Origin of the sequence: Bradyrhizobium sp. CCBAU 45394 (genome assembly GCF_028128655.1) — a bacterium.
Classification (GTDB): domain Bacteria; phylum Pseudomonadota; class Alphaproteobacteria; order Rhizobiales; family Xanthobacteraceae; genus Bradyrhizobium; species Bradyrhizobium diazoefficiens.
In genome coordinates, this window is sequence record NZ_LBIX01000004.1 from 442,074 (window position 1) to 456,582 (window position 14,509).

10 protein-coding genes are annotated in these 14,509 nt (G+C 63.1%); 3 read left to right on the top strand and 7 right to left on the bottom strand.

The genetic code is table 11. The features are described 5' to 3' along the window. Window positions 1-22 precede the first annotated feature (22 nt). Entirely contained in the window at window positions 23-1,126 is a 1,104-nt protein-coding gene (locus tag WN73_RS02885) for a mandelate racemase/muconate lactonizing enzyme family protein (RefSeq protein ID WP_060908659.1), read from the top strand. Between the two features lie 9 nt (window positions 1,127-1,135). Here WN73_RS02885 and WN73_RS02890 read toward each other — a convergent pair whose 3' ends face one another. Next, a complete protein-coding gene (locus WN73_RS02890; RefSeq protein WP_038967667.1) occupies window positions 1,136-1,492 on the bottom strand; it encodes a hypothetical protein in 357 nt (118 codons plus the stop codon). A 196-nt stretch (window positions 1,493-1,688) separates the two neighbouring features. Here WN73_RS02890 and WN73_RS02895 point away from each other — a divergent pair, with 196 nt between their 5' ends. Then, window positions 1,689-1,913 carry a hypothetical protein gene (locus WN73_RS02895; protein ID WP_011089440.1) on the top strand — a complete coding sequence of 75 codons (225 nt, stop codon included), beginning with the start codon at window positions 1,689-1,691 and terminating at the stop codon, window positions 1,911-1,913. Between the two features lie 280 nt (window positions 1,914-2,193). Here WN73_RS02895 and WN73_RS02900 read toward each other — a convergent pair whose 3' ends face one another. Next, on the bottom strand, window positions 2,194-2,850 hold the full coding sequence (locus WN73_RS02900; protein WP_038967666.1) for a glutathione S-transferase family protein: 657 nt from the start codon (window positions 2,848-2,850) through the stop codon (window positions 2,194-2,196). Window positions 2,851-3,031: 181 nt separating this feature from the next. Between WN73_RS02900 and WN73_RS02905 the strand changes: the two genes are divergently transcribed. Next, window positions 3,032-4,255 (top strand): polyhydroxyalkanoate depolymerase, encoded by a 1,224-nt coding sequence (locus WN73_RS02905; RefSeq protein WP_011089442.1) that lies wholly within the window; start codon window positions 3,032-3,034, stop codon window positions 4,253-4,255. 31 nt (window positions 4,256-4,286) lie between these two features. Here WN73_RS02905 and WN73_RS02910 read toward each other — a convergent pair whose 3' ends face one another. The 5 genes from WN73_RS02910 to WN73_RS02930 all read right to left on the bottom strand — a co-directional run bounded on the left by WN73_RS02910 (window position 4,287) and on the right by WN73_RS02930 (window position 14,328). Continuing rightward, the gene (locus WN73_RS02910; protein WP_439711372.1) at window positions 4,287-6,110 is read right to left on the bottom strand and encodes a diguanylate cyclase domain-containing protein; all 1,824 of its coding nucleotides are present in this window, start codon (window positions 6,108-6,110) and stop codon (window positions 4,287-4,289) included. 252 nt (window positions 6,111-6,362) lie between these two features. Beyond that, window positions 6,363-8,555 carry a glycosyltransferase gene (locus WN73_RS02915; protein ID WP_271551377.1) on the bottom strand — a complete coding sequence of 731 codons (2,193 nt, stop codon included), beginning with the start codon at window positions 8,553-8,555 and terminating at the stop codon, window positions 6,363-6,365. A 12-nt stretch (window positions 8,556-8,567) separates the two neighbouring features. Continuing rightward, the gene (locus tag WN73_RS02920; protein WP_231166566.1) at window positions 8,568-9,848 is read right to left on the bottom strand and encodes an HlyD family efflux transporter periplasmic adaptor subunit; all 1,281 of its coding nucleotides are present in this window, start codon (window positions 9,846-9,848) and stop codon (window positions 8,568-8,570) included. A gap of 318 nt (window positions 9,849-10,166) precedes the next feature. Beyond that, the gene (locus tag WN73_RS02925; RefSeq protein WP_271551378.1) at window positions 10,167-13,496 is read right to left on the bottom strand and encodes an adenylate/guanylate cyclase domain-containing protein; all 3,330 of its coding nucleotides are present in this window, start codon (window positions 13,494-13,496) and stop codon (window positions 10,167-10,169) included. A 316-nt stretch (window positions 13,497-13,812) separates the two neighbouring features. Beyond that, entirely contained in the window at window positions 13,813-14,328 is a 516-nt protein-coding gene (locus tag WN73_RS02930) for a hypothetical protein (RefSeq protein WP_028174581.1), read from the bottom strand. Between the last annotated feature and the right edge of the window lie 181 nt (window positions 14,329-14,509).

A 14,509-nucleotide genomic window follows, 5' to 3' on the forward strand; every position in this document is an offset into this window, starting at 1 on the left:
AGAAAGCAGGAGGAACCGCGTCATGAAGATCACCGATGTGCGGGCGCACCAGATCCGCATCCCCTATGACGCCGGTGTCGCGAGCTTCCGCCAGGGCGCCTCCGCCATCACCGCGCTCGACATGGTGATCGTCGAGGTCACGACCGATGCCGGGTTGACCGGCTGGGGCGATGCCTTCGCCTATGTCTGCCCCCGCACCACGCGCAGCGCCGTCGAGGAGATGATCGCGCCGCAGGCACTTGGGCTTGAGGTTCCCGATGCCGCCGGCATTCCCGCGGTGATGGAGCAGATCCAGCGCAATCTGCATCTGTTCGGCCGCTACGGCATCACCATGTTCGCGATCTCCGGGCTCGACATCGCGCTGTGGGACCTCGCCGCGAAGATCAAGGGCGTGCCGGTGCACCGCCTGCTCGGCGAGACCAGGCGCCCGGCCATTCCGGCCTATGCGAGCCTGTTGCGGATCGGCTCGCCCGACAACATCGCGGCCGAATGCAAGAAGGCGCTCGCGCTCGGCTATGGCGCCATCAAGCTGCACGAGACCACGGCGCCGGCGGTCTATGCCGCGCGCGAGGCGATCGGGCCGGGCGTACCGCTGATGGTGGACATGAACTGCCCGCTGTCGGGCGAGCAGGCGATCGCGTTCGCCGGGACATGCCGGGACGCGCAGCCGATGTTCCTGGAGGAGCCGGTCTGGCCACCGGAGGATTTTGCCGCGCTCGCCGAGGTCCGCAGCAAGGGCGGGCTCGGCGTCGCCGCCGGCGAGAACGCCTGCACGGAATATCAATTCCGCCAGATGATGAATGCGGGCGCGGTGAGCCACGCCCAGCCGTCGGTGATCAAGGTCGGCGGCATCACGGAGTTCCTGAAGGTCGCGGCGCTCGCCGATCGGCTCGGCGTCAAGATCGTCCCGCATTCCCCGTATTTCGGCCCCGGCCTGCTTGCGACCTTGCATCTGCTGGCGGGGCGCGACGACGGGTTCGTCGAGATGTTCTACCTGAAGCGCGAAGCCTGCCTCTGGGGCGGCCGCGCCGACGTCGATGCCACCGGCCATGTCGCGGTGCCGACTGGGCTTGGGCTCGGCTATGAGCCCGACCGCGGCGTGATGGAGCGATATCGCGTCGCGTGAGCGCGGCGCCTATTTCGCCGCGTCCTTGGCCGGCGGCGCGTCCTGCTTCTTCTTCACGTCCTCCGCGATCTTCGTCTGCGCGGCCTGGAGATCGCCGAGCGTCTTCTGCAAGCCGGCAAGGCTCGTCTTCAACGCGTCGATCTGGCGATTGGCGGCATCCAGCTTCTGCTGGTGATCGAGGTTGAGCTTGGTGATCGTCTTCTGGAGGAAATCGACGTTGCTCTGGAGGCAGCTCGTGCGCCGCTCCATGGTCTTCTCGACGGTGCAGATCTCGATGCCGGGCACGTCCTGCGCGCGGAGCGGCGCGATCGCCAGCGTGGCGAGCAGCAACATCACGACACAGACGCCGGCGCTTCGAAACGGCATGCAGGTTCCTCGTCAAATTGATCACGGCAATGTGCGCTGTTTGCGCACAGCCGCCGGACGCTACCACACTCGTACCGCATTCTCGCGTTGAGCTTGGCTTGTTCCCTTTGGACGATCCTTGGGACAGGGAGCAGTGAACCGCGCGCGGAAGAAATGGGCGCTCTTTCCGCGGCTTTGATTAGGGGAGATTTTTGGAATGGCAACGCGCGATAGACGTCTGGCGGAATTCGACGGAGCCGGTGAACCGCCTCCTGGCTTGCCGGTCGAAGTGCTGTGCGAGGATCACAGCGGAACGTATCAACTGCCGTTCGCCTGCCGCTATGTCGAGGGACGCTGGCAGAACCACGAGGCCGGCATCGCGGTCGAAGCGACCGTGATCGGCTGGCGCTTGCCGCGTGTGAAGCACTCCGGCGTCGCCTGACAGCGGCTTCTGTTCCAAAATGCAACGGGGCCGCGCTCCGCCTTAACCTTCGGAACGCGGTTCGAACGAATCGCGTCCGAATCAGCCGAATCGCCTCGTCCACGCCTGTTCACGGCTAGATGTCGACGCGGGTCTGTTTTCGCGCACAATATCTGCGCGACGGCCGGGTGGGCTCGAGCCTGGAGCCGACGCCAAAGGTTAACGGTGGACAAGGCATGGCTCGCACCGCCGCCCCAGCCGGTCCCCGCCCCCGAAACAGGCAGGCCACCGCAACGCCTGCCTAATATTCGACCTCGAGCTCCTCGATCTCGGCCGGCTCTTCCTTGGCCGCCGCGATCCATTCCTGCATCTCGGGCATGGCCATGATGGTATCGGCGTAGGCCTTCAGAAGCGGCTCGAGCTTGACGTCATAGGTCACGAAGCGCGTCACCACGGGCGCGTACATCGCATCCGCCATGGTGCGCCTCTCACCGAACAGGAACGGGCCGCCCGATTTCTCCAGGCAGTCGCGCCAGATGGACCAGACGCGGTCGATGTCGGCCTGCGCGCGCGACCAGATCTTGAAGCCGGGGAAGTGTCCCTTCAGATTGACCGGCAGCGAGGCGCGCAGCGTGGTGAAGCCGGAATGGATTTCGCCGCAGATCGAGCGGCAATGAGCGCGCTGGACGCGGTCATCCGGCAACAGGCCGGCGTCCGGCATCACCTCGTTGAGGTATTCGGCGATCGCCAGCGTATCCCAGACAGTCGCGCCGTCGTGGCGCAGACATGGCACCAGGATCGACGACGACAGCAACAGGATTTCGGCACGCGCGGAGGCATCGTCGGGCGCGGTCACGATCTCCTCGAAATCGAGCCCGGAAAACTTCGTCAGCAGCCAGCCACGCAGCGACCAGGACGAGTAGTTCTTGCTGCTGATGGTCAGTGTCGCCTTCGCCATATGGCCTCTTCCCTCACGCCTGAGATGGGCACCCCGCCCGGCCCGCGGGCATGCCCACTACCTGTGCTTCCAATGTGTACACCCCGCTTGAAGAGCAAGCGATGTGCCAGTTTTACGGGCGATTTGACTCAGTTTTGGCTTCGATATTGCATGGCACCATGGGACAGGTGGGCGCTTCAGTATGATGTCGATGTATTATCAAGCCTTTCAGAACCAGATGGACCTGACGGCGCCTTGGCGCGCGGGCGCCTCGTCTGCGCTCAAGTTCCTCAATCTGGTGCCGCAGGGCGTATCGCACCAGGTCGTCGGCCGGCTGTCGGCGGCGCTGGAGCTGATCTCGCGCTCTACCCTCACCTACCATCGCCCGGCCTACGGCATCGACAGCGTCATGGTAGGCAACCGTGAGGTCGCCGTCACCGAGGAGATCGCCTACGCGACCCCGTTCGGCTCGCTGCTGCACTTCAAGAAGCAGGGCGTGCCCGAGCAGCCGCGCATGCTGCTGGTCGCGCCGATGTCCGGCCATTTCGCGACGCTGCTGCGCGGCACCGTGAAGACGCTGCTCCAGGACCACGACGTCTACATCACCGACTGGCACAATCCGCGCGACATTCCGCGCAGCGAGGGCCGCTTCGGGCTCGACGACTACACTGATCATCTCATCGACTTCCTCGGCCAGCTCGGCCCGCGCCCGCATATGGTGGCGATCTGCCAGCCGTCGGTCTCGGCGCTCGCGGCCGCCGCCGTCATGTGCGAAGGTAACCATCCCTCGCGGCCGGCGACGCTGACGCTGATGGCGGGGCCGATCGACACGCGGATCCAGCCGACCAGGGTGAACGAATTCGCCAAGAGCAGGCCGATCGACTGGTTCGAGCAGAACCTGATCAACTACGTGCCGGTGCAGTGCCGCGGCGCGCTGCGCAAGGTCTATCCCGGCTTCGTGCAGCTCACCGCCTTCGTCTCGATGAATCTCGAGCGGCACATCAAGCAGCACATGGACCTCGCCAACCACATCGCCAAGGGCGAGAAGGAGAAGGCGGCGACCATCAAGACCTTCTACGACGAATATTTCGCGGTGATGGATCTGCCCGCGGAATTCTACATCGAGACCGTGCGCGACGTATTCCAGGAGCATCTGCTGCCGCAGGGCAAGCTGATGCATCGGGGACGGCCGGTGAACACCAAGGCCGTCAGCCGCATGGGGCTGATGACGGTCGAGGGCGAAAAGGACGACATCTGCTCGATCGGCCAGACGCTCGCCGCGCAAGACCTCTGCACCGGCGTGCGCGCCTATCGCCGCGTGCACCACATGCAGGCCGGCGTCGGCCATTACGGCGTGTTCTCCGGCAAGCGCTGGAACAACGAGATCTATCCGCTGCTGCGGGATTTCGTGCACGTGAATTCGTGAGGCGCACGCCGCGCCGCGCGAGGGCTGCTCTTCAAGCCCGTATCGAGCCGGGCCACGCGACGACTTGCCCTGACATCACAAGGCGGTTGCGTCCGCTCTCCTTGGCGGCGTAGAGCGCTTTATCCGCAGCCACGATCAACGACGTGCAATCCGCCTTGTCGCCGAACGACATATGTGTGGCGCCACCAATACTGAGGGTGACCTGCTTGGATGGCGGGTTGAGCGCGTGGAGGATGCCGAGGTCCTGAATCGCTTGCCGGATTCGCTCGCCGACCTGCTCGCACCCTCCCATGTCCGTGTTTGGCAGCAGCAAGGCGAATTCCTCACCACCATACCGAGCGGCTACGTCTGCAGGCCGTCTGGCCTGCTTCGCCAGGACCCCGGCGACCGAGCGAAGACATGCATCGCCCGCCTGATGCCCGTACTGATCGTTGAAACGCTTGAAATGATCGACGTCCATCAGCAACAGTGACAGAGGCGTTCCTTCGCGCCTCGCCCGGTCCCATTCCGCCTCCAGCCGCTCGTCGAAGTGTCTGCGGTTTGCCAGGGCCGTCAGGCCATCCGAACTGGCGAGAGCCGACAGCTTATCCTCCAGGTCCTTACGTTCGGTCATGTCGCGCGAGATCGCCACCACGCCGTTGATGTCTCCACTCTGCGCACTCCTTGCGACGCGCAGCGCGGTTTCGATCCAGACCTCGCCTTTCTCGCGATGCCGAGTGCGATAAGTGATTCTAGCCTCCTCGGCTTCGCCGTTCATCAGCGCGGAGATCGTTTGCTCAACCCGGGCCAGGTCCGCGGGATTTATGCCGGCAAGGGCCGACGTATCTACCAATTCGTTCGGAGCCCAGCCGAGAACCCGCGCGCTGGACGGCGACGTATAGAGGATGCGTCCATCGAGCGCGATGCGCATGACCATGTCTCCCGACTGCTCCGCAAGGAGGCGAAAATCCGCCTCCTTGGCGATCAGGGCGGCGGCCATCTTTTGCCGCAGGTGCAACTGGCGCACCAGCAAAAGCCCCGCAACAGCGAGCCCTCCTATCAGTCCCAGCACCGCAGCCATGCGCATCAGCGCGGCCCTGCGCCATGGAGCCAAGACGTCGTCTTCCGATTCCGTCGCAACCACGAGAACGGGGTAGCGACTGCTCAGTTGATAAAAGCTCAGTCGCCGAACGCCGTCGAGAGGCGACGTGAAGTAGTAGACGCCCGCAGCCGGCCGCTCGCGGAAATTCCTAAAGAGCGGTGCATTCGACAGATCGCGGCCCGTGTATCCGTTGTCCGGGCTACGCGCGAGGACAATGCCTTTCGCTGTCGCCAGTGAAATTGAGCCGTTCTGGCCAACGTCGAACCCGCGATAGAATTGCAGAAAGTAGTCGACATCGATCGTGGTAAGAGCCACTCCGGCAAAACTGCCGTCAGGATGATTGAAGCGCCTTGACGCGGTGATGATCCATTGCCCGCCCGACCTGCTCCTCACTGGAGGCCCGATGAAGGTTCCCCGGTCAGCCATGGCGCGATGATGCTGGAAATACTCTCGGTCGCTGTTGTTGAGACTGGCGAAATCCACAGGCTCGCTGGTCGCGAGCCAGCGGCCGGTCTCGTCATAGACGAACACGGCGCGGATCCGGTTCGCGGCTTTGCGCCGGGAAAGAAAGGTCTGAATCTTGGCGATTGCCGCCGGGCTGGTTCCCTCGAGTTCGAGTTGGCCAACCAACACATTGAGAACGGTGTCCGCGAGTTCGAACGTATCGTCCGCGTGTTGCGTCACCGACCGGGCCAGATTGGCCATGTCCGTTTCGGAGCCCTTCAGCAGCGTCTGTCGCGAGGACCACTCCCGCCAGCCGCTGAGCGCGACCATCGCCAAGCAAGCGACCGCCACAAATGCGGAGGCCCAGAGCGTCAGACGCCCCTGGCGAACATCACTACGGTGATCGATCAAGAGACGCTCCCTCCACCCTCAACCCCGTAAACGCCTTGGGCTAAGGAATGGTTGCTCGTTCCGGTTGAGGTTTTTGGCAGAGCACCGGAAGGAGACTGACGGCATCGATGAGCGGCCTGACCGTCGATCGATAGCCCATGGACTGATCGGACGAGAAGGATAACACAGCAATCAGCTCAGCTTGACGGCCTCGAGCACTGTGCCGGCCACTCGACCAAAGTGAGGTTCAGTAAAACTCGCCGGATGCAGGCTTCGAACTCCGGCAAGATGTGCCAAGTCGTCGATCCGCGGTTGAGGCCGAATGACCAGGCTCTCTGCCGGCAGGCGTTCGGTCGGCGAAAACGACGCGGGCTTGGCGCCGCCTGCAACAATGTGGGGCAACGGCGCGGCCATTGACCAGATGTTCTTGAGCATCGCCCTGTTCACCGAGCACGCGATGACGCCGTTGCCCCTCAGGCGGGCGACGGTAAAGAGCTTCCGGATCAGCAGGTCTCGTTCAAGCGACTGCGGCAAATGGAACTGCAGCCCGACGAGATGGCCTCTTTGTTGCACGACCATCGCGTCGATCCACCCCACCTGCGCGATGTGCACGCGCAGCGGTTCTCCAGCGCGAGGACAGTCAATGCCGGCGCCGAGCAGAACGCCGGCGCCAGAGAGGGAGACGTTGCTCACGCGCCCAGAAAGCACCTCGCCGGTCCCAGTCAGGATCAAGACTGATTCATCGACATCGAAACGCTCCTCGGCACGTCCCATCCGCGCCTGCAGCGAGGTCATGCAGACGAAGAAGAGCACGACGATGTTCACGACCGACCAGAAGGCGACCATCGGTAAAGCGCCCGGATGATCGATGATCCGCCATTCCGGGATGGTGTTGAGAACCACGCCGACGACCGTCAACGCCATCAGACCCGCCGATGGCCAGAATATCTCCGCGGCGTAGCTTGCGCGTCGCGCGGCTGCGCCCTTGGGCGTTACCCTGAACGCATGCCCCGTCGGCTTGACGAGAGTCCCGAGCACCGTTGGCAAGATCTTGAAGCTCTGGATAGTCGCCGATACCTGAGCGGCGAGCGGAAAGTGCTCGTGCGGCGCGAACCAGGAGATGCCGCCGTTAAGCGCCAGGATCGCGGGGAACAAGTAATAGAAGACCGACTCAGGAGTGACGTCGACGACAGGCGCTAGCCCAGTCCACATGAACACGATCGGAACCAAGACGACCGCGAGCGCCCGCAGGCCCATTGAGAGCCAATGCGTCGGAAAGAAGAGGAGCCGATGCATCAAGCCCAGTCCGGGGCCGAGCGGGCCGTCGGCGAGATACAGCGTCTGGATCGCGCCACGCGCCCAGCGTTGCCGCTGCACGAAAAAGGCGTCAAGGCTTTCCGGCGCCAGTCCGATCGCCAGCGGCTCGCGTAGATAGCGAGTGACGTACCCCTTGCGCAGCAGGACCAGCGTTAGCAACATGTCTTCCGTGATGGACTGGGTCGGCAAGGCATCGCCCACCGCGCGGAGTGCCGCGCGACGCGTGACGGAGTTCGAACCACAACAAAAGGCACCATCCCAGCCGTCGCGCGCCGGCATGATGGAATCGAAGAAGAACCGTTGCTCGTCCGGCAGCCCCCTGTGCAGGCCGAGATTCGCCTGCATCGGGTCCTCATTGTAGAAGGTGTGCGGGATCTGAACGATTCCGATCTTTGGATCGGCGAAGAAGCCCATCGTGCGCATCAGGAAATTGCGCTGCGGCACGAAGTCCGCATCAAAGATCGCGAAGAAGTCGCCGCTCGTCTTCGTCAGGGCATGATTGATATTGCCGGCCTTGGCATTCAAGTTGTCGGCGCGCGTGAGATAGCCCGCGCCCTTTTGCTTGCAGAGTTCCCTGAGCCAAGGCCTGCGACCATCATCCAAGACCCAGACCTGGAAATTTGGATAGCCCAGGCACAGCGCGCCCGTGATCGTCTTTTCCAGCACCTCGAATGGCTCGTCATAGGTCGGAATAAAGACGTCGACCGAGGGCAGCTCGTCATCCGGCAGGCTGCGAAGCCGACGCTCGTGCTGATCTGCTTCGCTGCGGCGATCGGTCCTGCGAAGGAAAGTCAGATAGAGAATGAACTGATCTGTGAAGGTCAGAAGCTCGACGAACAGACAGAACCAGATCCAGCCGACCTGATACCAGCTCCCGCTTGCCGGCAGCACGGTGGTGCAAATACGCCATTCGAGATAGCGGGCGACCACGAGCCAAACCACGACAAAGACCGCGACTCGCGCCCAAGGGCGCGCGACTGGAAAGGTCGGCGCCAACAGGTACATCGCCGCAAAGATGCCCAGCATCGGCGCGAACAGCTGAGAGAGCGGCAGAGTCATGGCCTGCATGGAACATCTCGCTTACAGGGACGACTGGTCGAGCTCCAGGCGAGCGGTCAGCCATTTCAACTTCGAGCTGACCAATCGTAGCAGGCCGTCGGCGCTGCGCTCGAAGCGCACCTCAGCCAACCGTCCGATATCGCAGGAGCCGTTGCGGTCGGCCGACGTCTCATTGGGCGGAAGCGATATCTCTACGGTGATGTTGCCCGGATCAGGCCGCGGCACCCGAGCCGCAAGCAGCCGATCATCGCCGTAGGCTGCCGATCCGCGGACTTGCCGGATCTGGCCGGTCTTCCATTCGCGGCTCCCAATCAGGCGGACGGTAGCCGCATCTCCGGCCTTGATCTTCTCGAAATCACGCTCGGGGAGTTCAACAACGATGAACCGGCGCTCGCAATCTGCAAAATCGAAGACCGATTGCCCTTCCGTGACCATCGAGCCCGGGCTGGCCGCGACCGACCAGACCACATGGGCTGCGGGCAAGGACAGATCGTAGTGATCGAGACGATCAAGTCGAGTGCGTTCCTCTGCGATTTCCGCGGCAAGCTGCGCGGCGCGTGAGCTGTTCTGCAACAGGTCCGTCTCGAGCTCCTGGCGGCGGAGGACAAGCCGCTCGCGCTGCTGCTGAGAATAGGGCACGTCATTGGCATCGCCACGAAGATAGATGCCCTTCTCGACCGCCCCCATCTCGGTCTTGAGGCGCTGCAGGCGTTCATCGGCCATCTGGCACCGCGTTGCGGTTGCCTCCTGCGAGGCCTGGGCCTCACCGGAGCGGATCTGCGAACTGATGCCGAGCTTCACGAGCCTCTCCATCCGGCCCGCGACATCGTTCCGCTGCCGCGCCTCGGCGAGACAGCCGCCTTTTTCAGCTTCCGTTTCGCCGATCTCGTGGCTCAGGCGCTCCACCATCCCCAAACGATAGTCCTCGCTGCGCTCGCCGAGCTTGCGATCGAGCTCGGCGATTTCCTCCAGTTGCCGACGTGCGAGCTCGGCGCGTTTGGTGGACATGGCAAGCTGCTGATCAAGGTCCATGAGGTGTCGGCGATCCGGCGAACGCGCCTCGACCAGCGGCACCACCCGGGTGCGCTGGAAATATTCACCCTTGCGTGGAAGATCTGACGAGAGCTGACCCGCCATCGGTGCAGTCACCCGCATGAGCTCGGCATTGACATAGGCGGAGGGAGCGATTCGGTATGTCACATACGGCAACAGGGTCCATCCGCTCAGAGCGATGATCCCGAGCGCCAAGGATCGGCGAACAATCCGGCTGCGAATGAAACGTTCGACATGCAAGCGAACCACGACTGGATCTCCAATGGGCTTTGGTCGCTGCGCCTGCCCCAGCGAAGGCAAGCCAATCGCCGCATGGCCCGGCCCTGGGATGGAGTCTGCGCCTTGAGGCACTGAGCAATCCGACAACATTGGTGCTAGCCGAGATCGGGATTCGCCGCCGCAGCAGACTCGCGTTCACAACCAAGAGAAGCGTATTTAGCTTTCACCACATTAGGTTAAGCTGTGTCAAAACCGGAAGACTACGGCTCCCCGAATCGAAGACCAGGATGCCGACCTATTCCGGCTTGAAGTCGGCGCGCCGGTTGCGCCGATTGAATGGCGGCGCGGCTAACGCCCATTCCTAAGCAGCTCTTTCGCTTCTTCGACTTCGGGAAGATTTCGTTCCGCCTCGAATTCGGCGAGGACGGGAGCGAGCAGTTCGAAAACCGCGCCGGCTCGGCCATTTGTCTTGTGCAGGCGCGCAAGTCCAAGGGCGCTGCGCAGCTCGAAACTCTTCGCCCGTTGGTGTCGTGCGATTTCCAGCGCCCGGCTGAAGGCATTTTCGGCCCCGGAACCGTTCGGAGGGTCATGTCGCGACAAAAGCTCGCCCTGGACGCGATGCAGCTCGGCATCAAGCCAATGCTGACCGGATTGTCCCGCCCATGCGATCAATTCGCTCAAGATCTCCAGCCCGGTTTCGAGTTGGCCCACCTCTGCATCCGCCATCGCGACCTGCATCCCCCAAAACGGTTCACAGAGGTAGCAGTCATTCTCGCGCAGCATGGTCCATCCGCGACGCATTTCCGTCAGTCCGGCCATCCGGTCGCCGGCACGCCACTTGGCGAGGCCATTCAGATAGGTACCGGCGGCCACGTACAGCGGCATCGTGTGGTCGCGCGCGAGACCAAGCGCCAGGATGGTATCCGTCTGCTGCAACATGCCCCCGCACAGTCCGTCGAACACGGCCCGATGAACAAGCGCATTGGCCCGGGACAGCGCCCGTTGTTCTCCCGAAGCGCTCACCGCTTCGGCTGCGAGCCGGCGCGCGCGAGCGATGCTGCCAAGCGGCCAAAGTACCAGAGCAAGAAACCTCATGATCACGAACGGCAGATCCAGCGCCGAGGGCCTGAACGTCGCGGGATCCGGCTCGGCACCATAGATCGCCAGTGCCCGCTCGAGATGCGTTCTCGCGTTCAAATAGTCGCCCCCGAACCAGCAGGTGACGCCGCCTGTCCAATGCGCAACGACGGCGGCCACCGGTGCGTCCGGTCGTCGCTCCGCGGCACTCATGATGGCGTCGGCCAGTTCCCGCATTGGAGCAAGTTCGCCGTGTGTCAGACAGGCATTGAAGAGGCCCGAATGTATCGGCGCAAGTTCCACCGGATCATTGATGTCGGCAGCGAACTGCCGGGCGCGCGTCCATGCGGCTACCGTTTCGGGGGCGCTGTGCCCGAGGCCGCCCCTTAACGCGCGGCCATATGCGATTTGAAGATGCAGCCTGCTCATCATCCGGCGAGGCTCGTCAGGCAACTCATCGGCGATGGCAATCGCCTTGCCGAGATGCGCAATTGCCTCGGAATAGGCCGAGCGTTTCAGCGCCTGCTGGCCCGCCTTGCGCCACCACTCGAGGGCGACCTCGTTCAGCCCAGCCTCGGTGAAGTGGTGTGCCAGAACTTCCGGCTCGGTCTCGGCGACGACTGGAAACTTTTCGCGCAGGACATCGCCGATGCGCGTGTGAAGCACCTGCCGTTTGCTCTTGAGCAGGCTCTCGTAGGCCGCCTCCTGAACGAGAGCGTGCTTGAAACTGTAGTTTGCCTCGGGCGGAGCCCCGCGACACACCAGCAGTTCGGCCTCCTCGAGTTGCCCCAGCGCAGCGCTCAGCGTCAGATCATCGCGTCCCGCCACATACCTCAGCAGCGCGTACGAGAAGTCGCGGCCGATGGCGGCGCCTATCTGCGCCACCTCCTTGACCGGAGCCAGCCGGTCGAGCCGCGCCATCAGCGAATCCTGCAGCGTCGCGGGAATAGCCAGCGGCGGGAGCGGACTTTCGAGGCGATAGCGCCCGGCACCTTCGACGAGCCATCCGGACTCCAGCACCATCTTGGTCAATTCCTCGACGAATAGCGGGACGCCATCCGTCCTGTCGATGATCTGCTTCATCATCTCGCGTGGCAGCTGGCGACCGACAGTCACCTGCTCGACCAGCGCCCGCGTGTCCTGCCGATCGAGCCGGTCGAGCCGCAACAGAGTGACGTTGGCAAGGCCCGACCAGGAGGGCTCGAACTCCGGCCGCGACGTCATGAGCACGAGTATCGGCAGTCGCCTGATCCGGTCGACCGTGAGATCGAACAGTTCAAGTGTCGTGGCATCGGCCCAATGCATATCCTCGCAGATGATCAGCAGGGGCTGCTCTCGCGCCAATCCCTCAAGCTGATCGAGAAGGGTGGCAAAGGTCTGTCGCCGCAGCTGCGCCGGGCTCAGACCGAGCGGCGGATAACGGTCGCCGGTTGGGATCGAAAGCAGTGCCGTAATGAGCGCTGTCGCCCGGGCAACCTGCTGCGTTCCAAGCGCCAGCATCGCCTCGAGCTTGTCGAGCTTTTGCCCGGGCGTGTCGTGCGAGCAAATGCCGGCAGCGCGCTCGAGTTGCGCGACAAAGGGATGAAGCGCACTGTTGGTGTGGTACGGCGAGCACTGATATCGCACGCGGCGGTGCGCCCCCAACACGGGGCTTTCGGACAGCATTGCGACCATGCGCGACTTGCCGATGCCGGCTTCGCCGGAAATCAGCACCATCTGCCCTTGCCCCTGCCATGCCAACCGCTGGCGCGAGAGCGTGAGTTCGATCTCCTCCTTGCGGCCGACAAAGCCGATCGAGCGCGCCGCGTGGACCGCCTCGAAGCGACTTTCCGATGCAGGCGCTCCCTCGACCGCCCAGACCGCGATGGGTTCGGATATCCCCTTGACCTCGCGGCGGCCGAGGTTGCGAAAAGTGAAGAGATCACCGAGCAGCCGGCGCGTCGACGAGGCAACGACGACCGCTCCCGGCTCCGCCAGGCTCTGGAGCCGGGCAGCGAGGTTTGGTGTATCGCCGACCGTTGCGCTCTCCTCTGACGCATCTCCGCTGATGAGGTCGCCGACCACCACAAGCCCGGTCGCGATTGCGATCCGCAACTCAACCCGTTCGTCGCCGCTCGTCTTGAGCTGTCGCATCGCAGAGATGGCGTCGAGGCCCGCGCGCACTGCGCGCTCCGCGTCATCCTCGTGGGCGCGCGGATAGCCGAAATAGACGAGTATTCCGTCGCCGACGAACCTCGCTATGCTGCCGTCATAGGCGGAAATGACCCTCGCGCAGGCAGCGCGATAGGCCCGGATCACTTCCCACATATCCTCGGGATCGAGACGCGCCGAGAGTGCAGTCGAGCCGACCAGATCGCAAAACATGACGGTGAGGTGGCGCCGCTCGGCGTCATGAGGAGGAGCCGGCGATGCGATCAACGCGGCGGGATCGAGGTCGGCAATAGCACGCAGCATTTTACGGCGATGGCCGAGCAGGACTCCGAGCTTATCGAAGTCCTCGTCCATCAGCTCGGGAAGGACGCCCATGTCGACGCCATTTTGGACAAAACGCTCTGCGTACTGCCCAAGTCCCAGCTTCTCGAGCCACTCCGCAATCTGCATTGGCTCCACCGATCCTGTGGTTGGCGGTTAGCAGAATTTTGGACCACGGCGCGGGGACGATATCCCAACATCATCATGATGGCACGTCTTGTTTGTTGCGCGATAAACTCAGGTTGCTCAGTACCGATACGGCTTCCAAGCAGCGGCATTGCCCGATGCGAACGGCAGCGCCACCAAAAATCGTCAGCACGCAGCGTTGAACGACGGAGGTTGCGATGATTCGTGGCTACTCACCCCGTACCTGAGGCCCGCTCCAACACTGCGGCTCGTGTCCGCGTCACCACGCCTGGCAGACGCTTTCCGTGAGCGCAGTCCTTCATTCCTTGTCCATCGACGCTTCGTAGCTGCGAGCCATCGTGCCCGCCGCAACTTGAAGCGAAGAGCCAACCACCCAACAGCCGGCAACAAAGCCTATCAGGCCGTTGGGGAGATTTTGATCAAGGACAAGGATGCTGACTGAAAGGGTTGCGGCAATGGCGGCGACGAACGTTCCGGCCGCACTCATGATCTCAACCGCCTCGGAACCGGTGTATTCTTCCGAGAGGCTCGAGATCGACTTCCGAGCGACACTGCGAGACAAATCAATTCCAACATAATAGCTGAGAGCTCCGTAGAGCGTGGTCATCAGCACAATCCAGCCGCTTTCAAACAGTCCGTCTCTCTGACGCAACAGGGTCGCGCCCACATAGAGGCCGCAAGAGGCGCCAACGGCTGCGAGCCCAATTCTTTCAAGAAGATGGGCCGATTTGATCAGGCTGGAACGAGCGATCCGAAGATTGCCGGCTTGCCTCGTTTCGGACACTGCACTGGAAACTGCATCGCCTAGCTTCATTGGTGAGCTCCTTCTTGGGTAAGTAGCAGCCTACCGGCCGCCCCCGAATAGAGGCAGCCTCGTGGACACGTCTTGCGATTCCCCTGATTCCAACTTCTGAAAAATCTGTGCTGAGTGATGGGGCTGGCTTGCTCGTGAGAAAGACGAGAGCCAATCCAAAGCTGCGAGCACGCGGCTTCGC